Genomic DNA, 21,543 nt, shown 5'->3' with positions numbered 1-21,543 from the left:
GCTTTAATTGAAATTTGGTTCTAGTTCGATACTTTTTACTTCCTTCTCAGAAGATACACAGCTCCAAGGACTCCGACGGCTATTGTAGACTCAAAGCCTGGAATTCTCGACTTAGAGGGCTTCTCTTGATCCTCAGCAGTATTTGTGTCATTCTCAGAGGTGGGAGAGTTGGTATCTTCGATAGGTTCTATTTCTATCTTCTCACCGGGCACTACAATTGTGAAGCAGCCGAAGCCAGGAGTCTTGGCATCGAAGAAGACATAAGTGCTGTCTTCGCCAACCTTTTTGGTTTCAAGCCTGCTCCAGGTCTTATTGTAGTTCCAGAGAGCCAGAGAGGATTCATCAGCTCCGCATTCCTCGAGCCATGCCTTCTCGACTCTGAAGCCGATAACAGCATTTTCGAGATTATTGGAGTTTGCGATTCCTCCTGAACCTACCCAGATGTTAACATTCTTATAGACCTTACCTTCAGGCAGGCTGGAAACCAGCTTGGACTGACCCTTCAGCATTTCGGCAATAGTAGTAACTTTTCCAAGGGTCTTCTTGGAATCGAATTCCACGTATCTTATGCATGTTGCACCTTTTGGGAAATCGAACTTTATGTGCTTGCCCGCGGTAACGGATTTCTGGGACAGCTCTTTAGCCTCAACATTGCTCTGGGGCTCCTGGGAAGCACCTGCTCCACCGCCACCTGAACCGCCTGAACCGCCTGAACCGCCTCCTCCATTGGGAGGTTGCTTAACACTAATGGAGCAATCGGCAGGAGTGACAGAGGACTCAGCTTTGTTGATATCTCTTAAAAGCCCCGTAATTTTATAATCACCGGCTGATGTCGGAGCTTTCAGGGTGTAACTAAAGCTTGTTTCACCCATGAGCAGGAAAGAAACCTCATCGCCGTTTACATTTACAGCTTTTTCCGGCAGGGTAGATCTAACAAATGTAAAGCCGGCAGGAAGCTTCTCAAGGATCTGACCTGCAGCATCGTACTTAGCATTGACTTTTACCTGGAACTCCTGACCGGGAATGACCGGCGAAGGGAGGGTCCTTCCCGCACTGTATGCAGAAGCCGGGGCATTATATAAAGCATCGGCAAAATATGCACTCAGAACTTTATACTTAATCCCGCTGGACACATCGTTATTACTTACGAGATTCTTAATTTCCTCAGGAGAGAAGACACCATCAGCGCCTCCCAGCTCTGATGCGAGTTGACTATCACTCAGTATGGTGATAGAAATGCTTTCAGCATCCATAACACTGCTTCCCGAGGGGTTCGCAGCCGTAAATACGAATTTGAACTTTCCTGGTACAGTACTCTTTATATCACAGGAATAGAGACCTCCATCCCCTAATTTCAGTGAGGTAACGCCCTGTCCTATGGGGGTAAGGTCGATAGTCACTGATGGTGCTCCGGAGGGCTGACCTACAACCTTCGCCCTGACGGCTGAAAAATCCTTTCCGTCATTCAGGATGAATTTGGGGGATGTAGATAAACTTTCTATAATCGGGGGTACAAAGTCTCCATAGAAAGTCAGGTCAACTTCCACTGGCGCAGCTCCATGCTTGTAGGTCACTGAAACCGGTTGTGATGGAACACCTGCCAGCTTAAAGGTTATCGCTTTTCCGTTATCTTGCTCCGTACCGTCAACTGCTACCTGGTACTTTCCATCTCCGTCAAGAGTGTTCGAGCCAACGAGCTTTGAATCCATATACGCAGAGATTATAAGTCCGGAACCTGCATTTGCAGCATCTCCTTTCAGATTTCCTCCAAACGCGTTGGGGATAGAAGGAATAGTAGAGGAAGCGCTATTGGCAGATGCAGCCGGAACAAGGGACATGCCCAGTAGCAGAATAACCAGGCATGATAAAACTTTTAACTTTTTGTCCTTGATCGTCATCATGTCACCTTGAAATTTTGTTATAAATTATGCAAACTTTTTTTGAAAAAGTCCTTCAGGGATTCTTTCTGGATCCCCTCCCGAAATCGGATCCAAAAGCGAGCAGAAGTATGCCTGCAACCGCATAGACAATAAGGAAACCTGGAGCACTTTCTGGTGTAAGGGAACTTTCGGAAGATTCTGCTGCCTGTTTATCTTCGGAGTTTGCGCTCGTATTTTTCAAAGCTGTCATATTTGGCTCAAGGACTGAACTTTCAATGACGTCAGCATTGGAACCTTCTGCTGAGACTCCCTGTTCTTTATTTTCTGTCAAAGGTTCTGAACCTGTTTTTAAGTTTGAATTGGTATTTGAATTACCGTTTGAATTGGTATTCGAATTGGTATTTGAATTGGTATCTGAATTACCGTTTGAATTGGTATTTGAATCGGTATTTAAATTACTTTTAACAATCTCGGGATAAATCACCTTACCATCAGGCAGTTCGAGGGTAACCATACCGCCGGATTCCCAGGCAACACTGCTTGAAGCAGCTTTTCCGTCCACCTTAAAAGTAACCGGTTTTCCTACATCGTCAGCAGTACCAGGAATAAAGAGGGAGTAATTTCCAGAGGAAGTATCTGCAAGATATTCCTTTTCATTAAGATAAGCTGCAACGACAGTCCCGTCGGGAGCAGGCGTGCCGTTAATGAGAGCTACCCCTGTTACTGTCATCGGAAGCATCGGGGGGGAGGGAGGAACATCCGCTGCTGCCATACACCCCTGGGAAAAAACCAGGAAAAACAGTAGCATTATGGATACTCCTGACAGGCCATTTTTTAATTTTTTAACCATTATAGACCTCCAATTATTACGCGGACAACAAAAAGAAAAAAACCATTCAGCCTGAAAAGGCTGAACAGTCAGTTGTTCTGAAATTACACCCACTTAGAGGAATCCCCATGTGGATGGGTCCGTCATATTAAAGCCTTCTGGCCACGTAGACGAATCATTCAGGTCAAAGCCTTCTGGCCAGGTAGATGGATCAAACGGATTAAAGCCGCCCTCTCCAGGATCCTGGCCTACATTCGGTTTGTATGAGTTTTCGATAGATGCGTAGGTACCTTCATTTTTCATGAAGATCCAGTAGCCCTGTCCGGGAACCATACAGTTATCGGTTTCAAGTGCTCCAACTGCCCTGGGGTCAGATTCACCAATGTACTTGGCAACTCCGTTTTCAACGACTATACCGGGGATTATGCCGCCCCAACCCTCATTATTTTGATAAGTGATGAGGTTGGAAAACTTGTAGTTTTTAGCATCATCGGTATTGAATTCGTTAAGCGAAGCCAGAGCTGTTGACCAGGGTGCGAAGTATGAAGAGGTGTGCCCTATCATGTGCCATCCACGAGTCAGAGTCAGAGAAGCTGGCACATCAGGGTTAGCGCCTTCAGAAGACATTCCCTTGAACTTGACATTGGTCATGAGAGGCTCTTTAGCGTAGACCCAGTAACCTTTGCACGGTTCAATGGTCTTGGGGAACTGCCAGCATGAACCATCCCAGTAGAGGACTGTGCTGCCATTGCCAAAGACATCTTCAGGACATGACTTCGAATCAACAAGTTTCTTAGACACGGACTTGAGGTTCCAGCCCTGTTCGAGCGTGATACTCATATCTTCATATGTCTGTACAGGACCGCACATGGCAAAGGCAGGGTTATAGTTGCCAGCCTCATCGCGAGAAACAACAACTACCCAGTAGTCCTTTCCGTAGACCAGGTCCTTTCCTTCGACTGCTTCAATACATAGATCCCACACACTCTTATCTGCTGAACTCTCTAATTTCTGATTTGGAGTGTCTGTACCATCTGTGTGAGTCTCTGACCCGTCTATGATTACCTTTTTCATATCCTCAATGCAGTTTGGCTTAGATGTGCTGATATAGACTTCATATGGCTCGTCGGAGTCAAGATCTGTTTCTGTACTTGCATTCCAGCTAACCATCAGGCCAGGATTATCTCTCACAGAGATCCAATCAGTAAGACCAAATGCATCTTCAACCTTCAGGTTTGCCACAGCAGCCGGGCACTTGCTGTCAACAGAGAAATACTTCACATCAGGCTGGTAAGTTCTGCCGCTTGTACAGTCAGTAATAAGTACCGTCCAGGATACCTGCTGCCCGTCTTTCACAGACGCTTTTACTGAATAGTTGTCTTCACCAACAAGGAAATCGCACTCGTCGCAAGCTCCTCCTTCACAACAAACCGTATTATCTGGTTTACCGTCGCAGTTTGCATCTACCTGTGTGTTGTTAATAAGAAGCTTGTAGTGGAAAGGCAGTCCTGTCCCTTCTCCATTCTTCCCATCAACCTCGAATTTAAAGGTCGGATTTGAAGTAACGAATCCTCCATCAGGAGTCAAGAGAGTAACTGCAAGTCCATCAAGGCTTACATAGAATTTCCTGACTTCGCTTTTAGCTTTGTTTCCGGCTCCGTCCTCAACTTCAACCGACCAGTTGTGAGCGCCATCTGCAAGCTCAATCTCCTTGATTACTGACTCTCCAGACCCAGCATCCCCGGAAATTACATCTTCTGGGAACAGATCATCCAAAAAGTCTTCAGGAATACCGCTCTCAGGAATACCACTCTCAGGAATACCACTCTCAGGAATACCAGGGAATATTATTTCCTCCCAGGGCATACCAGGGAATAATTCCTCCCAGGAAATACCATCTGGGAATACTTCATTCCAGGGAATTTCTCCAGAACCATCCTCATAGTCATATCCAGGAATATAGCCAGGAATTTGATCATATTCTCCGGCAGGTTTTCCATCTATGAACAGTGTGTATTTGAGGCTAAGATCATCTTTATATTGAGTAGCTAAAGCATCTTCACAGATGAAGTTGAATTTAGTTTCAGGACCGATTACCTCTTTGTAGCAGTCTGCAGGAGAAACAAGTTTTACACTTGGGCATTTTGTGTCCACATACAGAGTTGTGAGACCACTCCCACCTGTGTTTCCTTGTTCGTCCCTCAGTTTGACTTCCCATGTATATTGGCCGTCAGCCAGATCAAGCTCAAGTTGTTTATATGAGCCGGATGTCATAACCCCGTTAGCTTTCTGGACACCATTGAGCTCCAAAGCGTAGGCAATATTCTTAGAACTGTCATCGGAAGCGCTGAAATTGAACTTCACACAGCTCTTATTGGCGAAATTTGACTCTGGTTTAACCAGTGTAAATTGTGGACTCTGGTAGTCAAAGCTCGGATCAAAATCAATTTCGCCAGGGAAGGATTCGTCACCCAGCAAATTTCCGAGATCGTCAAAGCCAGAGACGCCTATGTCCAAAGGACCACTTACATCCTGAGGAATCGGATAGTCATAACCAAAGAGTTTACCATCGTCACTTATTGGATCCATCTCAGCATCAGTCACCGGACTAGTGCCTACCATGTTTGCATTACTGGCTTTGGGTAAACCACTGTCAGCAATCGATATATTGGCGTGATCAACAGGCTTACTGAAATTGGCGGTGATATTCACAGTTTTTCCCGGAATAAAAGGACCGGTTACATTTTTTGTGATTTCAATGCTTAAGTAGTCACCAATACCAAACTCAAATGCACTACTGTCCTGTGCAGGTTCACCGTTCAGCAGCAGACTATTATTTTCATCGAATGCATCGATGTCTACAGCCAGAGGACCACTTATTATGTCCATTGGAATGGTATAGTTATAATCAAAGGAGTTATCCTCACCATCCAGTGGGTTCATTGTATCATTATTCACTAAAAGACTGGTGCTGTTAGCGATCGATATAGTGGTGTGATTAACAGATGTATTAAAATCGACGGCGATATTTACAATATCTCCCGGTAATACATCGGTTTCACTGTATGTGACATTAACCTCTGTGTCACTTTCAGCTGCACTTGCTGCCCCTATTAAAAGAGATATAATTAGCAGTGCACTAAATAGTATCAATTTTTGTTTCATATTTTACACCTAGATTCCGCAAATATCCATGTTGTTCCAGATTAAACATTGAATATTATTTATTTTTAAATAAAATTTTTAAGTTGAAAGATATAGCAGATCTTAGCTATTAAAACATCTTCACCAAACAGTATATTAAAATTGAGTTAGTGGGAGACTCAAGTACAAAATAAATTAAGGCTGTTTGGCAATTGCAGCTTATAGTTTACCCCTATTTTCTCAACCCAACCCCCTCTGTATGATAAATTAGTATTGTTCGTTTCTACCTGTTCGGTTGACAAGACACCCAACGCTTCTCCGTAATCGTTTTTGGTAGAAGTGGGGTAACATTAATCCTGATGCGGCAAGTGGCAGCCTTACAGGCTTTTGCTTGTGATCAGGGAGACAATTAATTAATCCCGTTTTGTCGTCAGTGCTGGGCATCAGCCCTGAACATGAGGTATGTACCTGTCATCGCAAGGCGTAAATTTATTTTAAGCCAAAATTTCACCTGCTGTAAGCATTTGATCTTAATTCAGGGCACATATCTCCGTATATTATCATATGGCGATAATATAGCTAAGATTGCACAGTAACTGATATAAATCTTTCTGACAGAATAGAATAATTAAATTTATACAGTTTTTGGACATTATTAAAAGAGTATTCGAAAGTTTTTCATAGAAATTATTTATACTGTTAAAGTTCGAAAAGCCGATATTTTCGCCAGCTTTATAAAGGGATAAGAAGGCAAGGGTTTTAAAAAATCAGGTTGAGGATGCAAAATTCTATAGTTCGTGTGGTTTCCAGAGAGTGTACAGTTAGAGTTAAGGATCTACAAAATATGAGTCTGAGTTATAGATAAAGGATCTACGAAACATGGGTCTCACTATGATAGTGGTTTCTATGGCCTTTGTTTCTGTGGCCTTTAAACTTGTGAACTAGAGAAGCTGCACTAAACCTTTCAAAATTTAAACTCACAAGCTTAAAGTCCGGAAAAAGCATAATATAAATAAAAACGATTTTTGCACGGAAGGCATGGGGGGCTTAAGATTCGGTACACTTTTCAGGATTCTACGGATTTTCCTGTCCAGAGAGATTTTATTCAGGACTTGCAGGATTTTATAAGGATTTCAAAGGAAGTAATACCTCTGGAAAAATCTGCTATTGCAATAAAAAACGAGAACCGACAAAAGCTTTCAATTTTCGAAAAACAGATTCAGGAAGTCGAAAGGTTTGAGAAAGATATCAGGGATTACATTGAAAGCCGCACAGTCGGAGTAAATGCAGTTGAGATTCTTGAGGTCAGGGAAAGAACCCTTGAGACCTCCTCAAATGTGGCGCTGGCAAAGAAAAACGAAAAACTCGCAGAGCTCGACAGGGAGAATAAACTGGACCTTATGGAAACGCAGCAGCTTTATACAAGAATACTCTCAACGCTCGGTCCGTTTTATGAAGGCAGTGTCTACGGAGCTCAAAATACATATTATGCTTACATAGAGGACAGGATACTGAGGGGAAAACATGTCGGTTTCATTGACACCATGCAGTATGAGTTCGAACTTCTTTTTACACAGGACACCCGGAAGGTAAAAGATCTGCAAAACCTGTCTTTGCCGGTCTGGTCAAAGAGCGGAATCCTGTCCAGGGAGAAAAAGGTAAAGAGCGTCGATGTATCCGATTTCCATATAACGAATATTGAGTATGAGGGAGATAACCTGCGAGCTGTACTCGAAGACAGGGATCCGGAAAACAGGTTCATTATCTCATCGGATGATAAGGCTTTTCTCATTATCCACAGGGACTACGAGCTTACAGGAGATCCGGAGCTGGCCGCTGCCTTAAATAAAGACTCGGTCGATGCATTCATAGTAAAGCTAAAAGAGTTCTTCACGGAGTCCGTGGGGTCGGAAAGGCTCAGGCGTATAACAATTGACGGGAAAAATGCAATCGAGGAGAATAAAATCTTTGACTGCCTGAAGCTCATCGCTTCAATATATGGAGAACTGGTAACGGAATGCCTTCAAAGAGGATATACCGAAGGAGAAATTACAATAAAAATTGAAGAGCCCGGAGGGTTCAGGACTGAGAAATACCTTGAGAAGTCGGAAATCTCCAGTGAACTCTCAACCATTGGAAGTGAGGGAAAAGAACTTGCTGCGATCCTCAGGGTTGCGGGGGCGTAAGAAAGGCAGGCAATAAAGTGATCGTTAGAAGACGAAAAGGAGAGAACAAAGAATATCAAGAAAACCGTAAATGATCGTAGCTACGGTTAACGTGGACCGAAGATGGTTGAAGGGCCCGAAAGCTATAATGAAAGTTTCATCCGCAAGTTCACAATATTCTTTTGCCTCATCAGTCAGGTACCCGATTATTTGACTTTCAGGTTTCGCTTTTTTCTGCCGGAAAGCACGAAAGAATTCAGGTCAGGCTGGTTTATGCAGGCATTTATTTCGGCATCTTCTATAGTCCTGGTAATCCGAAGCAGAAAGCCCTTCTTCAGGAGCAGCCCATCGATATTTTCTACCGGCACCGTGCTGATCGTAGCCCTGGCTCTCGTTTTACCGCTAGTCTTTTTGCAGCACCTGCTGGTTTCAAGCCTTGCCAGTACAGGTAATTTTAGTTCTCTCAGCCACAGCAGGACTGTACCTCTTTGCGGCTGAGATAATAGAGAGAATTTCTATAAAAAAGTAAAACTCTGAGAACTATCTTTAATGGCTACTGCATCAAAGGAAAAAATTCCGATTTACTTTCTATCCTGCAACTACTCAGGTTTTCCTTCCTCGTAACCTGCCCCGTCCGGCAGGAAGGGAGTGAAAATAACTACCATGAATAGTAACAAAAAAGTGCCGTACATTCGGATTGTTGCCTCAAACGTAGCATAGAACATGAAGATTATGAGCATGACCCAGACAATGAAACTGAGCTGAAGAGCAATTTTAACTCTGTATAAATTTTCCGTGCTTTTGCTCAACAAAATTCCCCTCAAAGAATCCCCTCCGAAAACCCCGAGTAAAAATGATTCTCGATTGGATAAATAAGTGTTTATCGGAATGAAGATCTGAAGATTCAGGAAAAACGTGAGTATAGAACCCCTCCTGACCTCGTCGGGTCACTTATAGGGGTCTGATGGTAGAGGATGTGGATTGAATTCGGAGGTCTGGCGGTTACTCTAAAGCCATGAAACCCGTAGTCATACTCCAGATGGTCGAAAGAAAGGATTTTATAAAAGTTTTAACGCCTTCTTCGCCCCTTGTTTTATTATCCGTTTCGTCCTTCATGCGACTTGCAAGCCCGGCTATGGTAGCGTAAAGCATACCCTTTCCTACGGTAACCGGTGCTCGGTTTCTGAATAATTATACCAAATTGAGTCATCAGGTTCATGAAAATAGGCAGAGATATGGTTTTAATACATTACCGTTACATGTGTAAATAAGCTGAATATAATCATAGTTTTATAATAATCATTTTATAGTATATCGGAGTTTATTTCACTTAGGCGTGTGCTTAACCGAAATTCTCGAATTGCCGCCTTCCGGCATGCAGACGGTATATTATCACGACTACAGGCATTAGACTGGTATCGGGATAAAAGCAGGCGCATATGCGAGTAGCTGGAAAGGAAATGGGGCATTCCACAGACCTGCTACAGGAGACAGAGAGCCATTCCATCCGTGAATTTGACAGGCAAGCTTCTTTTACATAAGGATTGTGACTTTGGGGGAACAAATTGATGAAAGCCGGATTGATATTAATAATCAGCATCTCGGCGATGCTGATATCTGCAACTACGGTTTATGCAGGCGAAAATACCAAAAGCAGCGCCAACGCTGTTATGAAGGACGCAAAAGGCAATACTGTGGGCCTGGCCACCTTTACCGAGGAATGTAATGGGCTGGTCCGCATAAACGTCAACGTTAAAGGCCTGACACCGGGCCTGCATGGCATTCATATCCATGAGAAAGGGGATTGCGCCGGGCCAACTTTTACTTCTGCTGGCGGGCATTACAACCCTCTGGGCAAAGAGCACGGCCTCAAAAACCCTGAAGGGCCTCATGCAGGTGACCTGCCGAATCTCAAAGTTGGCGAGGATGGAAGGGGATGTATGAATGTTACCACCGACCTTGTCACCCTGTCACCCGGACCGACCACGCTATTTCCAGCTAACGGTACTGCGCTGATTATCCATGCCGGGCCTGACGACCAGATAACCGACCCTGCCGGTGACAGTGGCTCGCGGATTGTCTGTGGGGTCATCGAGAAAAAATGATTTCTCTGCTTTCGCAGAATGTGAAGTTTGCAAGCAGCAGAGAAGAGGCAATGGCCAGGAATATAAATTTCCCTGACCTCGCCCGCACAGAGATCTGAAGAAATAACAAGAAAGGTTATGTGATCAGGACAGTAAGTTAGAAGGTAGTAAGTTGGAAGGATAGTAAAGTAGAGTGGGTTTATTTTATTCAACCCACAGATTTTTTTAATGTAATCTTCCTGTAAATAAAATAACTATTTTTAATATAATTTTTAAAGTTGTCAGTTTCATAAGTCCTGCTGAGAATTCAAATTCTAACAAAATATTAAATTTCAATAAAACGGATCAATTTCTCTCCTTCGCTTACCCGCTTAAGAAAATCTGTTCTGTCAGTATAGGGGGCTCCGGCAATTACCGAATCCGCGGCTTTCCTGCCCAATCCGGGAAGTTCCCTGATGAGGTTTGGAAAAGCGGTGTTAATAGGCAGAGGGTAAGGTATGCCTGTAATTGAGCGCATCCCGTGCCCTGTAACCGTTACGTCGGTAAATTTCCGCAAAGGCAAAGGAGCAGGAATACCTATCAACAGAGGGTATGAGCCAAGCTGCCTTCCAAAAGTAAGCCCTTTTTCATGTACCTCGCACATTACGTCCCTGAGTACGGTACCTTCGGGTACGACACGCCGCAGCATCGGAAGGTCGATATTTTTCCGTACCCGTTCCTTGTAGTCCAGAAAGAGCTTTTTGTGCTTTCTTGCAGCATCGTCTTTTCCGTACATTGGGGTTCCGGGAAAAGCCATGACCTGGCGGATATTGATCCTGCGCAGGAGCAAGCCCGAATCGAGCACCTGCTCCAGAAAATCATAATTAAGCTGGAAAGTTTTCCTGGATTCGCCCATGAGCCCATGCACGAAATTAATACCCGGAAGAATTTCCGGAAGTCCGTTTGCTCCTCGAACAGCTCCAAGCCTGTTAACAAGTTTTATCGCCTCAAAAACCTCCTCAGAATTCGCCTTAAGGAAATTTGCCTTGATAACTGCCCTGTCGGCACTTTCCATCCCGAAAGCTGCCACGTCTCCTGCCGTATGATATTTAATTATCGTTTTCAGGATCTGCTCGGACTCTTCAGGATAGGCTGCGAGTGTTATCGGATTTGCGTTGTCCATGTGGAGCACCGACAGTTCCGGAGCTGCGTTCCGGATTCCCCTGTAGAGCTTTTCGATAGCAACCGGATCAGGCTTCGGGACAGGCCCTCCGGTATCCATGCCATGATATGAAAAAAGGTCAGGCTGTCTACCTATCCTGAAATAACGGGCTCCGTGGGAGTAAAGGGAGGATACCTCGGAGATCACATCCTCAATGGGCCGGTAGTCAGAAGCCCCATAAAAAGGTTCTGTACAGAAGGAGCAATGAACTTTTCTGCCGCAGCCCCTGTAGGTCTCAAGCTCGCACATACAGTAAGGAAAATCAGGATGCTGTCGGACCAGAAAAGCTCCTCCGGGCCCCCAGCGTCCTATTTCGGCTGTTGTCCTGAAGCGGTGCTCTACAGTCTCGGGATCTCTGAGTTTCGCACAAGAGATTCCGCTGATACTGTCCTTAAAAAGATCATAAACAAACGCTTCGAGATCCATTCTGGCAAGTGATGCACCTGCGAGACTTATCCCGCCTTCAGTACCTTTTGCAGCCCTTCCGCCTTCATTGCTGAAACCAAGCCTGATAGGACCGCCTATTACTTTTACCCCCTGTGCAATCCGGAAAATTGTCTCGATTTCCCCTGGCGTGATTGGGGAAGCCCGAAGATATTTACCTGGCACGGTCATACCTGCTATAATGATAACAAGGTCCGCTTTTCCTGCAAGCTCCCCTGCTCCGGGCGGGTTTTCTCGCAGGGTGTCAATGGTCAGGTAGTGAATATCTTTTTCGGAAAGCCCGCGTTCCCTGAGAGCACCTGCTATATAACGCGGGTAAGGAGAAAGGTAAGGAGGAACCCCAAGGCAGGCAGGTTCGTCCACATAGCCGTCGATAATGAGTGTTTTCATGTCAATTCTTGTTTCCATTTGCTTGATAAACGAAAGTATAGAGTATAGCCAGATATAAATTACAGGTAGACAAACGGGTTTTAGAAACAGTATAAGGGGTATCCGAAGATATAGGAGAAGTAAAGAAAGTAGAAATCGAAATTGCCACAGGAATAAATGAGCTGTTTAAAGGTTAAGAGATTTAAAATTTAAAAAAAATATATAGGGCCGGGACCGAGAATCGAACTCGGGTCGTAGCCTCCACAGGGCCACAGGATGGACCTCTACCCTACCCCGGCCACAGGGGTCTGGAGCTTCAGTTGAAGCAACCTATAGAAGGAGTTTTTTTATATAAAGTTTTTGCCGGAAAGGGCAGGAAACCCTTCTAGAGGAAAGGAAGGTTCCTATTTTCCCTGCCCAGGCGCAGATACCGGGCCGGCTAAGAGAACTAACCGGGTCAGTATCAGAGTTTATTAAGGGTCAGTATCAGAGTTTATTAAGCTTTTCAAGGGCAATTTTTGCAGCCTTTTCTCCCGAGAGGAGCATGCCTCCAAAGACCGGTCCCATTCTTGGGGCGCATGTTGCAGCATTTGCAGCCATGCCCGCAACAATCAGGCCCGGATAGATCTCCTTGGTTGCATCGACAGCAAGGCGCTCGCCAACCTCGGACCACATGGGCTTTTCTCCAAGCGAGCCAAGTTCTCCGATCTTTGCATTGGGAATCTTCCTGAGAATGGTATTGCAGACAACCGCATCATGCCCTGTGCCGTCAATTACGAGTTTTGTGCGGATCATGAGAGGGTCTACATGCAGGCGCTGCGCCGTAACAGGTCCCCAATTAATAACGATTCCGGTAACCCTGTCGTTTTCCCGGATCATTACATCCTCAAAACTTACAAGGTTGAAGACCTCAGCCCCGGCTGAAGTAGCACCTGAAATCAGCTTCCCGACGGACTCTACGGAGTTTGCCACATAGTACCCGGGCTGGTACTCCCTGTACCTGATCCCGAAGTCGTCAAGGATGCGGCAGGCTTCCTCCTGCACAACTATTCGCGGAAACATCATTCCGCCAGCCCACATGCCGCCTCCTAGCGACAATTTCTGTTCGTAAATAGCAACTTTTGCCCCTGCCTCGGCAAGATACTTCGCAGCTACAAGGTTCGCAGGCCCTCCTCCTACGAGTGCTACATCTATATCCGTATAATCAAGGAAAGTTCTGGAATACTCATCAAAAATTGCCCGTGTGATTATAACTTCGTCAAGTTCCATTTTAATCTCTCATAAAGCTTATAGGGTTAAAAGTCCGGAAAATCAGCCCGGTTTCTTAAGGAATAATCAGGGAATTGTAAAGCCTGATCTGCCGGGAAGAATCACATTTTCATTATGGGCATTGCTTTTAAAGTTGTTGGAATAAGTGGGGGAAGGATCGAGAAATAAGAAATAACTCTGAAATCTTCGAATTCAGGGTTCTGAGAAGAGCTACTCAATAATAAACCCATTAGTAACAGATTTACTGGTGGCAGATCTACTGACGACGACTATTTTATTCCCTGAGGCTTCCAAAAAAAGCAATATTAAAAATGGTATCTCCCTCCCATATTAAGGAAATGAACCTGTGAACCTAAATCCTCTTGAGCGCAAGCGTGGCATTGCTTGATCAAAATCGTTGTCCTGCGATCGTTGTGCCGCGACCGTTGCGCCGGTCGATCACGCTCTGGTTACACTGGTCTAGATAAAGCATGAGTTTTTGATCAAACTTTTTTTGAAAAAGTTTGCGTTGCACCGGTTTATCACGCTCCGATTACACCGGTTTAGATAAATCATGCGTTTTTGATCAAACTTTTTTTGAAAAAGTTTGCGTTGCACCGGTTGTCACCCGCAAGAGGGGGTTTTCGCTCAAGCCTTTTTTGAAAAGGCTTGCGGTCAAGGATTTTTTGAAAAAGTTTTCGCTCAAGCCTTTTTTGAAAAGGCTTGCGGTCAAGGATTTTTTGAAAAGGCTTGCGGTCAAGGATTTTTTGAAAAGGCTTGCGGTCAAGGATTTTTTGAAAAGGCTTGTGGTGAAAAAGAGAGAATTTAGTATTCAATAATGGATTACATCGTACCACTGGTAAGTGAGTTAATCACTTTAAGAATCAAAACTCCGGCAGTTGCATAAATCATCAAAAGATACCAGGGTAGAATATTATTTTTCTCATCATCTTTAAGGAACATGTAAAACGCAAGAACCAGTAAAGGCGAATATCTCGATGCAAAATCGAGCTGGACATGAATCAGGTTCTCTGGTACGGTTGCAAGTATTAGCGTGCAGGCTACAGCTACTACAGATAATTTTATATCATCGTCCAGGGACATTAATTTAAATGACCTTCTATATCGTATAATCTTTTGTTTTTATACAAATAATTTTATTAATTTAGATTAAAAATTAATCCCTGAAAATTAACGGGAAACGTTTTTAACAGTAGAAGTAAGCTCATAGTTCTTCATATGCAGGAAAGGCAAGGCCAGTTTCAGGTTAAATTTTCTGCTCAGTCTGCCCCCCGCTAATAAAGAACATCCTCTGACCTGCGTTTTCGGAATAGAGTATAAGCTGTTCATTCTCAAGAGTTGCTGAATTTACATCGCTTAAAAGCGACAGGTATTCGCTGTCCATAGATTCAGGCCCGCACGCAACGAGTGTCATTACAGGTGGATCGAAAGTGAGATTGTTTCCATCCAGGGCATAATTCCCGCTGCCGCCGTTGCAGTCGGCTTTGATATAATATGTGTTATCAGGGAAGAAGGCAAGCGTATAATTCTCAGGATCAGGCACTGCAGTTTTGTTTTCAGGGCTGCCGGAATGCTGGAAACCTATCCATTGCCATTCGATATTTGTTAGATTACCTGCAGAAACCCCGCCGGAATCTACTGGCTGCTCGGCGGGCTCTGAAGAACTTTCTCCCTGCTCGGTACAACCTGACGAAAATAAAATTACGCTTATGACTATGGCAATATAAAATAAAAAGATCAGCTTGATGGGCTTATCCCTTATTATGACTTCTATTTTAGTTTTCATTATATCCCTCCCATACTGGCTCTTTATCTGATGTTTTTGATCGATGTTTCTGATATAATTTTTCAATCCAATGCGTTTTTTGATATATCCATTATTTAAACTTCAGTTTGAACCGCAGTAAGTGAAATTAATGAATGCGGAATAAAATCTGGAATTTATAATGCCTTATCTAAGTTCAGAAAGCCTGATTCCTATGTTTCTATAGCCGACAAGGCTAACCTTATTGATAACAAACAAGTACACGGGGGACAGAATGAAAATAAGCGCACGCAACGTGCTGAAAGGCAAAGTAAAAAAAATAACACACGGCTCGGTAAACTCCGAAGTAATAATTGAGCTTCCGGGTGGTATGGAAATTACTTCCATTATCACAAAAAGCTCGGCCGAAAATCTGGATTTGAAAGAAGGGTTTGAAGTATACGCGGTAATTAAAGCCACGAGCGTAATGCTGGCTTCAGACTGACCTATAGGGTTTCAATATGCAGAATCGCAAACCTTCGGGCTCTTACAATAAAAGCAGGTTATACTATCTCAGATAATGGATTGTTACTACCTTAGGTCAGGTTCCTGGGTTTTTCCTGATAAAAAGAATTAACAGTAGAAATTCTTAACAGAGCAATTTAGAGAGCCGGATTAACTTTGAGAAGCCGGATAATGTCTTGAAATTCAGATCAACCTGAGAATTACCTTAAAATTTAATTAATTAACAAAGGGGGAATCGTTTTGCCAGAAGAAAACAAAGAAACATCTTTCCAGCCTGAACCTATACCTGAACCTGAGCCTCAACCTGTTGTTCCGCCTGAGCCTATACCCGAACCGGAACCAGAACCGGAGCATCACCCAAAATCAAAGAGAACGAAGTAACCGCAATAGAGTATAGTAAATATGATTACAAAAGTTTACATAGCTCATTGCGAGCAGGACGAGTTACTTGCTCAGGAACTTGTCAGGGCTCTCTGGGCTGTGGAGTTGGAGAGCTTTTCGGCGCTGTACAGGAAGGCTCGAATTCTTTCCCTTGGCGATAGGATACGTTTTGGTATTCGTCAGTCAGATTGTTTTATTCCGATCCTCACACAGGAAGGTATGAGGTCGCCGGAAGTGAATCAGGAAATCGGCCTTGCAGTCGGAGCTGACCAGCTAGTAATTCCGCTTATAGAGGCAGGAGTGGAATTGCCTGTCCTGATACATCACCTCCAGCCCATTGTTTTCTCGCCCGAGGCTTACGAAGATGCCCTGGGGAAATTGATACAGAATCTGAGGCAGCTTACCAGGCTTGACTGGCTGAAGATAAAGTGTCCCTATTGCGGGGAAGAATTGACTCAGTACATCTCACCCGAGGAAGAAGTAGAGAGAGCGCTTCTAGCAGGAACACACCTCGTGACAAGATGCAGTTACTGTCAGAGAAATATTCAACTGGACCCGAGAACTTTCAGGCCTGTGCTCTGACCACGGATTGAAACGGAGAAGAGGTTGAATTGATGGAAAGGAAAGTAACAAACGAAATAAAAGATGAGCCAGGAGAGCCAATGGTAGCCCGATCAAAAATGGGTGACGCGGTGGTAAGTGAGCTGGAAGTCAAAGGAATAGAGAGTCTGACGCCCACGGAAAAGAAGCATCTGCTTCTGCAACTCGCCCGCGACAGGGTCAGGGATAGTTCTGCAGGTCCGTGGGAAATCATTGATATATTCAGAGAGGAATGGAGAGCCGTTAAGGATACGTTAGCCCAACCCGTAGAAATCGAGTTAAGAGATACAGGAAAAGACACACTCTTCAGAGTATTGCTGGATATAACGCAATTAGAAAGACAACTCGAGACACAGGAACAGGAATAATACTTCTTAACTTTCTAACCTAACAGCTAAGTTTAAGGCTGCCTATTTTTTAAATTATTTTTAGTTATGCCGGATTTCTACTATCTGGATTTCCACTGTTCTGAATCCTACTATATCGGATTTCTACCATCCTGAATCCTGCCATATTTTCAGAGTGGTATAAGAAAAGCGGTGGCATAAGAAAAAGAAAAATAATAAGGCAAAAAGAGGAAGGAAAAACTGAGGAAAAAACTGAAGAAAAAACTGAAGAAAAAACTGAAGAAAAAACTGAGGAAAAAATAGAACCTGTAACCTCAGGAATTAATAAAATTATCAATCAGAATGAAACCAGCCACTGAATGTCGAAAATATTAGTACCTTTTAGGTTTGCGTTTCGCATAACACTCCCTGCAATAGACCGGCCTGTCAGGGTCCGGTTTGAAAGGCACCTCTGTTTCTTCGCCACAATCTGAGCATTTTGCCTTATGCATTGTTTGCGGCCCTCTACCATAACCTCGTTCTCCGCTGGAACCCCGATCCCTGTTCTGGGAACCTCTCCTTTCCATTATGATTTCCCCTATATTAGTTTCTGTTAAAGTTCCTACAAGAAAATTATCAAATAATTCAAAAAGAGCCTCGTTTATGGAGACTTATTGCCTGGGGATCTCGATGAACTACTTGAATTAATAATATCTGGTATGATGGTATTTATTTTTACTGCATTAAGCCCTGTCAAGCTTTAGCAATTCCTTGCCTTTGGACTCGAGTGCTTTGCAATTTATTCCAGCTGGTTCTGCGAATGTCTTCACATCAACATAATATTTGTTGCATTGAATCCCAGATAATAATCGGGCTTCCAGAAAACAATGTTAAGAAACATTTACAAAAACTTAGGATGAGATTAACTTCGTAATCTTTGTAATAAATCTTTTTATCCTGGGAATTCAGAATTCAAATGTATAGAAATAGTCCGGAATTCCATCCGGATATCGGCTTCTGGAAAAAGAAAGGAGTTTGTGAATCTCCCGATTTTCATTTCAAATGGGGAACAACTGCTTCTCTCTAATTAGCTTACTTTAATGGACTCACTTTCCCTAACAAAATTAAAGGAATTTAAGAAAATTATAAGTATCTCCCCAACATCTCTTTAGATATTTATCAATGTCCTTTATCCATCATTTGATAGAACCTGGATATCCTGAGAGATTATAAAGGATTTTCATTTTCTATCTATGTTCCCCATTTGATGTACACTGTTTTCACTTAGAGTTTATTTTTATTAGCTCTCCATTCTTTCTCTGCTTTCCTACCTTCCTTTACCTTCTCTGCCTTATCTCTCCTCGATGTGTCCTGTCTCCCCTCTGAACTCTTTGCTGACGTCTGCAGCATTCTCATATTCCCTGTCAGGGATATCCTCGAGAATCTCTATTACTTCTTTAGGGGCTTTGTTATCTCTGGCTTTCTTAATAATTTCCTTCTTCCCTGCAGGATAATCCATACCCTTTAAAGCTTTCTGAGTTTCAATAGGAGGGCTTCCAGCACCTCTGTGGCTTATCCCCTCTCCTTCTTCCCGGCCACTTCTTCCTTTATCTCCTTTGAACTCCTTGCTGACATCTGCAGCGTTCGTGTACTCTTTTTCCGGGATATCCTGAAGATCCTCCAATACTTCGTTGCTGGCTTTATGCTTTTTAGCATGTTGAATAAGCTGTTCCTTGTTTGCAGGATAATCCATATCTTTTAAAGCTTTTTGAACTTCAATAGGACTTGTGTGCATAATTTCCCCCCGTTTCTGTTATATTCTTCAATTACATTCCTTTGAATTCTTTGCTGACATCTGCAGCGTTCTCGTATTGCTTATCCGGAAGCTCCTCAAGCACTTGCATTACTTTCTTGTTGGCTTCATGCTTCTTAGCATGCTGAATAAGCTGTTCCTTGCTTGCAGGATAATCCATATCCTTTAAAGCTTTCTGGACTTCAATAGGACTTGTTTCCATAAATTTTCCCCCTTGTGTTATCTTCCCTGGAATTCCTTACTGACGTCTGCAGCATTGGTATACTCCTTGTCCGGAAGATCTTCGAGAACCTCGATTACCTCACTGCTGGCGGAATGTTTTTTAGCGTGCTCAATGAGCTGCTTTTTACTTACGGGATAATCTATATCTTTTAAAGCCTTCTGAACTTCAATCGGGCTTGTTTGCATAAGTTTCCCCCCATTTTTTGCTTATTTATTTTCTGATTTCCTGTTTACATCGGAGGCGCTGGTGTACACATTATCTGGAAGGCTTTAATGTCATCCAGTACATAATCGCTTGCACCATGCTGCCTGGCATGCTAAACAAGATCTGTTCTCTTCTGGATATTCTGTTTCTTTCAAAACCTTCTGAATAGAAACCAGACTCGTTTGTATAATCCATCCCCTTATAAGGCAATCTTCTCGTTTGCTTAATGGCAGGAATTACTACATGCTTCCTGTCCGAAGGGATGTTGTGATGTTTTATTCTCCATTCCGCACCGTACCTTCTGGCATATTCAATAAAAGTCTCATCGGCAGATCATCCTTTTACTCAGATAACCACCTGGAGACTGCGCAATTAATTCAAATGCTGGTTAGAAAATTCAGTGCTCTTTTGGTTTTGGCGGTCTGGCACGTTCACTTTCCAGACGTTCAATTTCCCTGGTAACGTCATCAGGGGTATTATACTCGAGTTCAGGTATTCCCCTGAGAAGGTCCAGAAAATCACTGCTTGCCTGCTTACCTTCGGCAAACTTTACAAGGTCGTCTCTGCTTACAGGATAACCTATTCCCCTGCCGGTTATAAATTCTTCAACCTGACGTGGATTCCTCTTTATAAGTTCACCTCCGTGAATTCAGGTAGTATTGCCTTTCCCAAATTAGTTGCCCACCCACCATTGAGTAATATGTAAAATATAATATAAAAAAGAATTCAACTCAAACGTTTGGTAGAAGATGATTATTTAGGTCCGGCAGCATTTCGTTTTTTTTTGAAATTAAAGACTGAACATACCTGTAAACCAGGGTATTTGGTTAGCGTTTATTGGAAAGTGTACCCTTGGAGATAGCCCGGTTTAAATCAGGAGAATCAAAGAGAAAAGCCCCGACCACGCAGGCTAAAGCTATCGAAATTTTACTTCATCAGGAAATAAATTAGCAACATATCTAGAAAAACTTTCTTGAAAGCTACCGAGACTCATTACCAACAGTTAAAAATGAATTAGTGTGTATTCCGATTTGCAGTATATAATATAAAACTAACGCTAAGCCTTTCAGAAAGCATGCATATCAGATTTTAGTATCTGCCAGATATCGAGGTTATTTGCTTCTTATACGATAATTGGGCAAAGTATTCATCTGCTACTGAAAGGGCTTCAAAAGCCGGGAGAATTGAAAATATTTTTCCTTCTTTTAACTGAAAACCTTTAATACGAGATTCCCTAGATAAGAGTCCGATCACTAAAAATAAACTCAGAAAAAATAAACCAGATGTAATTTTATGATTGCAGAAAATCTTCTAATCTTAATACTTGGCCTCGTTCTCCTTGTCAAGGGTTCGGATTACTTTGTAAAATCAGCTTCAACGATTGCAGAGAAGCTGGGGGTTTCCGAATTCGTAATAGGTCTGACCCTCGTGGCAGTCGGAACATCGATCCCGGAACTTGCTTCGTCAATTGCTGCTTCTCTCCAGCAGGCAAGCGGTATAGTAGTAGGGAATGTCGTTGGGTCAAATATCGTAAACATAGGGTTCATTGTAGGGCTGGCTGCAGTTATCTCTCCAATGAAAACCGAGATTGAGATGCTCAGGAGAGACGGTTACATCATGCTTTTTGCAGCTGTGCTCTTCTTTGCCTTTGCCCTGAACAGAGAACTCTCGATACTGGAATCAGCTTTTTTCATACTTATCTTTATAGCCTATGTATTCTTCCTGTTTGAGGAAGCCGAGAAATACGAAGGAAAGCTTCATTTTAAGGAATTTGTAATATACTTCTTTAAGTTCGAATACATAGTCAGCGCAAGGCAAAAGCTCAACTGCATAAGGAATGGAAAAACCGAAACTGAGAACTGCGAGCCAAGGGAGGGTTTCGCGAAAGATATCCTTATCCTGATAATAAGTTGTGCGGCAATTATAATCGGGGCAAATTTTTTTGTGGGCAGGTCAATCTTCTTTGCAGAACTGCTAGGTGTCCCTGAAACCATAATAGGTACAACTCTAGTAGCGGTCGGCACTTCCCTTCCTGAGCTTGTTGTCACACTTTCTGCAGCAAAGCAGGGTTTCGGGAGTATAGCCCTTGGCAATATTATAGGCTCGAACATCGCAAACGTATTCTTGATTCTCGGACTTTCGGGGTTGATCTATCCTGTAGCTATCGAGCAGATAAGTCTATTCTTCACGACTCCGGCCATGATTTTGATAAGCGTAATACTGCTCGTGTTTATAAGCACAGGCTGGGAAATAAAAAGGTGGGAAGGAGCAGCTTTGATAGCCTTTTACGCAGCTTTTCTCCTGGTGCTGCTCAGAATAGGTTGAAGAAAGACAAAACGAAA

At 43.3% G+C, this 21,543-nt stretch carries 23 protein-coding genes and 1 tRNA gene; 9 read left to right on the top strand and 15 right to left on the bottom strand.

Annotated elements, in window-relative coordinates; translation table 11 throughout:
- Positions 1–35: 35 nt before the first annotated feature.
- The 3 genes from EQO05_RS06635 to EQO05_RS06625 all read right to left on the bottom strand — a co-directional run bounded on the left by EQO05_RS06635 (position 36) and on the right by EQO05_RS06625 (position 5,874).
- Positions 36–1,901, bottom strand: coding sequence for a PGF-pre-PGF domain-containing protein (locus EQO05_RS06635; RefSeq protein WP_240664410.1), 1,866 nt, complete (start codon positions 1,899–1,901; stop codon positions 36–38).
- 52 nt (positions 1,902–1,953) lie between these two features.
- On the bottom strand, positions 1,954–2,730 hold the full coding sequence (locus tag EQO05_RS15475; RefSeq protein ID WP_164888484.1) for a hypothetical protein: 777 nt from the start codon (positions 2,728–2,730) through the stop codon (positions 1,954–1,956).
- 93 nt (positions 2,731–2,823) lie between these two features.
- Complete coding sequence (locus EQO05_RS06625) at positions 2,824–5,874, bottom strand: hypothetical protein (RefSeq protein ID WP_128504898.1); 3,051 nt, start codon at positions 5,872–5,874, stop codon at positions 2,824–2,826.
- A gap of 1,091 nt (positions 5,875–6,965) precedes the next feature.
- Between EQO05_RS06625 and EQO05_RS06620 the strand changes: the two genes are divergently transcribed.
- Together EQO05_RS06620 and EQO05_RS06615 are read left to right on the top strand one after the other, a co-directional pair.
- A complete protein-coding gene (locus EQO05_RS06620) occupies positions 6,966–8,039 on the top strand; it encodes a hypothetical protein (protein ID WP_240664407.1) in 1,074 nt (357 codons plus the stop codon).
- A gap of 102 nt (positions 8,040–8,141) precedes the next feature.
- Entirely contained in the window at positions 8,142–8,516 is a 375-nt protein-coding gene (locus EQO05_RS06615) for a hypothetical protein (RefSeq protein ID WP_128504896.1), read from the top strand.
- A 101-nt stretch (positions 8,517–8,617) separates the two neighbouring features.
- On the opposite strand, the gene EQO05_RS06610 is transcribed toward EQO05_RS06615, so the two are convergent.
- Together EQO05_RS06610 and EQO05_RS15470 are read right to left on the bottom strand one after the other, a co-directional pair.
- Entirely contained in the window at positions 8,618–8,827 is a 210-nt protein-coding gene (locus tag EQO05_RS06610; protein WP_240664405.1) for a hypothetical protein, read from the bottom strand.
- A 193-nt stretch (positions 8,828–9,020) separates the two neighbouring features.
- Positions 9,021–9,170, bottom strand: a complete 150-nt coding sequence (locus tag EQO05_RS15470) for a hypothetical protein (protein WP_164888483.1) — start codon at positions 9,168–9,170, stop codon at positions 9,021–9,023.
- 416 nt (positions 9,171–9,586) lie between these two features.
- Here EQO05_RS15470 and EQO05_RS06605 point away from each other — a divergent pair, with 416 nt between their 5' ends.
- Positions 9,587–10,123, top strand: a complete 537-nt coding sequence (locus EQO05_RS06605; protein ID WP_128504894.1) for a superoxide dismutase family protein — start codon at positions 9,587–9,589, stop codon at positions 10,121–10,123.
- Between the two features lie 304 nt (positions 10,124–10,427).
- Here the strand turns inward: EQO05_RS06605 and EQO05_RS06600 are convergent, their stop codons facing one another.
- The 3 genes from EQO05_RS06600 to EQO05_RS06590 form a co-directional block, all read right to left on the bottom strand.
- Positions 10,428–12,137 (bottom strand): radical SAM protein, encoded by a 1,710-nt coding sequence (locus EQO05_RS06600; protein ID WP_128504962.1) that lies wholly within the window; start codon positions 12,135–12,137, stop codon positions 10,428–10,430.
- Between the two features lie 205 nt (positions 12,138–12,342).
- Positions 12,343–12,415: transfer RNA gene (locus EQO05_RS06595), tRNA-His, on the bottom strand.
- A 187-nt stretch (positions 12,416–12,602) separates the two neighbouring features.
- On the bottom strand, positions 12,603–13,385 hold the full coding sequence (locus EQO05_RS06590; protein WP_128504893.1) for a sulfide-dependent adenosine diphosphate thiazole synthase: 783 nt from the start codon (positions 13,383–13,385) through the stop codon (positions 12,603–12,605).
- Between the two features lie 586 nt (positions 13,386–13,971).
- On the opposite strand from EQO05_RS06590, the gene EQO05_RS06585 reads away from it, so the two are divergent.
- Positions 13,972–14,193 carry a hypothetical protein gene (locus EQO05_RS06585; protein ID WP_128504891.1) on the top strand — a complete coding sequence of 74 codons (222 nt, stop codon included), beginning with the start codon at positions 13,972–13,974 and terminating at the stop codon, positions 14,191–14,193.
- 14 nt (positions 14,194–14,207) lie between these two features.
- Here the strand turns inward: EQO05_RS06585 and EQO05_RS06580 are convergent, their stop codons facing one another.
- Both EQO05_RS06580 and EQO05_RS06575 read right to left on the bottom strand, forming a co-directional pair.
- Positions 14,208–14,468, bottom strand: coding sequence for a hypothetical protein (locus EQO05_RS06580; RefSeq protein ID WP_128504889.1), 261 nt, complete (start codon positions 14,466–14,468; stop codon positions 14,208–14,210).
- Between the two features lie 163 nt (positions 14,469–14,631).
- Positions 14,632–15,171, bottom strand: a complete 540-nt coding sequence (locus tag EQO05_RS06575; RefSeq protein ID WP_128504887.1) for an META domain-containing protein — start codon at positions 15,169–15,171, stop codon at positions 14,632–14,634.
- Positions 15,172–15,424: 253 nt separating this feature from the next.
- Here EQO05_RS06575 and EQO05_RS06570 point away from each other — a divergent pair, with 253 nt between their 5' ends.
- The 4 genes from EQO05_RS06570 to EQO05_RS06560 all read left to right on the top strand — a co-directional run bounded on the left by EQO05_RS06570 (position 15,425) and on the right by EQO05_RS06560 (position 17,003).
- Positions 15,425–15,634, top strand: a complete 210-nt coding sequence (locus tag EQO05_RS06570; protein ID WP_128504885.1) for a molybdopterin-binding protein — start codon at positions 15,425–15,427, stop codon at positions 15,632–15,634.
- A 260-nt stretch (positions 15,635–15,894) separates the two neighbouring features.
- Entirely contained in the window at positions 15,895–16,035 is a 141-nt protein-coding gene (locus EQO05_RS15465) for a hypothetical protein (protein WP_164888482.1), read from the top strand.
- Between the two features lie 21 nt (positions 16,036–16,056).
- Positions 16,057–16,617, top strand: coding sequence for a TIR domain-containing protein (locus tag EQO05_RS06565; protein WP_128504883.1), 561 nt, complete (start codon positions 16,057–16,059; stop codon positions 16,615–16,617).
- 32 nt (positions 16,618–16,649) lie between these two features.
- Positions 16,650–17,003 carry a hypothetical protein gene (locus EQO05_RS06560; RefSeq protein WP_128504881.1) on the top strand — a complete coding sequence of 118 codons (354 nt, stop codon included), beginning with the start codon at positions 16,650–16,652 and terminating at the stop codon, positions 17,001–17,003.
- A gap of 350 nt (positions 17,004–17,353) precedes the next feature.
- Here EQO05_RS06560 and EQO05_RS06555 read toward each other — a convergent pair whose 3' ends face one another.
- The 5 genes from EQO05_RS06555 to EQO05_RS16210 form a co-directional block, all read right to left on the bottom strand.
- Positions 17,354–17,548: a CxxC-x17-CxxC domain-containing protein gene (locus tag EQO05_RS06555; protein WP_128504880.1), complete on the bottom strand. Its 195-nt coding sequence runs from the start codon at positions 17,546–17,548 to the stop codon at positions 17,354–17,356.
- Between the two features lie 764 nt (positions 17,549–18,312).
- On the bottom strand, positions 18,313–18,756 hold the full coding sequence (locus EQO05_RS15940) for a DUF2795 domain-containing protein (protein ID WP_240664403.1): 444 nt from the start codon (positions 18,754–18,756) through the stop codon (positions 18,313–18,315).
- Positions 18,757–18,787: 31 nt separating this feature from the next.
- The gene (locus EQO05_RS06540) at positions 18,788–18,976 is read right to left on the bottom strand and encodes a DUF2795 domain-containing protein (protein WP_128504878.1); all 189 of its coding nucleotides are present in this window, start codon (positions 18,974–18,976) and stop codon (positions 18,788–18,790) included.
- 17 nt (positions 18,977–18,993) lie between these two features.
- Entirely contained in the window at positions 18,994–19,182 is a 189-nt protein-coding gene (locus tag EQO05_RS06535; RefSeq protein WP_128504876.1) for a DUF2795 domain-containing protein, read from the bottom strand.
- Between the two features lie 416 nt (positions 19,183–19,598).
- Positions 19,599–19,784, bottom strand: coding sequence for a DUF2795 domain-containing protein (locus EQO05_RS16210; RefSeq protein ID WP_370273604.1), 186 nt, complete (start codon positions 19,782–19,784; stop codon positions 19,599–19,601).
- A 710-nt stretch (positions 19,785–20,494) separates the two neighbouring features.
- On the opposite strand from EQO05_RS16210, the gene EQO05_RS06525 reads away from it, so the two are divergent.
- Complete coding sequence (locus EQO05_RS06525) at positions 20,495–21,526, top strand: calcium/sodium antiporter (protein WP_128504874.1); 1,032 nt, start codon at positions 20,495–20,497, stop codon at positions 21,524–21,526.
- Positions 21,527–21,543 lie beyond the last annotated feature (17 nt).

It is taken from the genome of Methanosarcina sp. MSH10X1 (assembly GCF_004099695.1).
Lineage (GTDB): Archaea > Halobacteriota > Methanosarcinia > Methanosarcinales > Methanosarcinaceae > Methanosarcina.
This window is presented reverse-complemented; position numbering and strand designations above follow the sequence as displayed.

Bases quoted from the DNA above. Each gene is read 5' to 3' on its own strand.
- EQO05_RS06580 (WP_128504889.1), bottom strand. From the start codon at position 14,468: ATGTCCCTGGACGATGATATAAAATTATCTGTAGTAGCTGTAGCCTGC.
- EQO05_RS15475 (WP_164888484.1), bottom strand. From the start codon at position 2,730: ATGGTTAAAAAATTAAAAAATGGCCTGTCAGGAGTATCCATAATGCTA.
- EQO05_RS06555 (WP_128504880.1), bottom strand. From the start codon at position 17,548: ATGGAAAGGAGAGGTTCCCAGAACAGGGATCGGGGTTCCAGCGGAGAA.
- EQO05_RS06570 (WP_128504885.1), top strand. From the start codon at position 15,425: ATGAAAATAAGCGCACGCAACGTGCTGAAAGGCAAAGTAAAAAAAATA.
- EQO05_RS06525 (WP_128504874.1), top strand. From the start codon at position 20,495: ATGATTGCAGAAAATCTTCTAATCTTAATACTTGGCCTCGTTCTCCTT.
- EQO05_RS06635 (WP_240664410.1), bottom strand. From the start codon at position 1,901: ATGATGACGATCAAGGACAAAAAGTTAAAAGTTTTATCATGCCTGGTT.
- EQO05_RS06535 (WP_128504876.1), bottom strand. From the start codon at position 19,182: ATGCAAACAAGCCCGATTGAAGTTCAGAAGGCTTTAAAAGATATAGAT.
- EQO05_RS06590 (WP_128504893.1), bottom strand. From the start codon at position 13,385: ATGGAACTTGACGAAGTTATAATCACACGGGCAATTTTTGATGAGTAT.
- EQO05_RS15470 (WP_164888483.1), bottom strand. From the start codon at position 9,170: ATGCTTTACGCTACCATAGCCGGGCTTGCAAGTCGCATGAAGGACGAA.
- EQO05_RS06575 (WP_128504887.1), bottom strand. From the start codon at position 15,171: ATGAAAACTAAAATAGAAGTCATAATAAGGGATAAGCCCATCAAGCTG.
- EQO05_RS06565 (WP_128504883.1), top strand. From the start codon at position 16,057: ATGATTACAAAAGTTTACATAGCTCATTGCGAGCAGGACGAGTTACTT.
- EQO05_RS06605 (WP_128504894.1), top strand. From the start codon at position 9,587: ATGAAAGCCGGATTGATATTAATAATCAGCATCTCGGCGATGCTGATA.
- EQO05_RS06540 (WP_128504878.1), bottom strand. From the start codon at position 18,976: ATGGAAACAAGTCCTATTGAAGTCCAGAAAGCTTTAAAGGATATGGAT.
- EQO05_RS15940 (WP_240664403.1), bottom strand. From the start codon at position 18,756: ATGCACACAAGTCCTATTGAAGTTCAAAAAGCTTTAAAAGATATGGAT.
- EQO05_RS06625 (WP_128504898.1), bottom strand. From the start codon at position 5,874: ATGAAACAAAAATTGATACTATTTAGTGCACTGCTAATTATATCTCTT.
- EQO05_RS06600 (WP_128504962.1), bottom strand. From the start codon at position 12,137: ATGAAAACACTCATTATCGACGGCTATGTGGACGAACCTGCCTGCCTT.
- EQO05_RS06615 (WP_128504896.1), top strand. From the start codon at position 8,142: ATGGTTGAAGGGCCCGAAAGCTATAATGAAAGTTTCATCCGCAAGTTC.
- EQO05_RS06560 (WP_128504881.1), top strand. From the start codon at position 16,650: ATGGAAAGGAAAGTAACAAACGAAATAAAAGATGAGCCAGGAGAGCCA.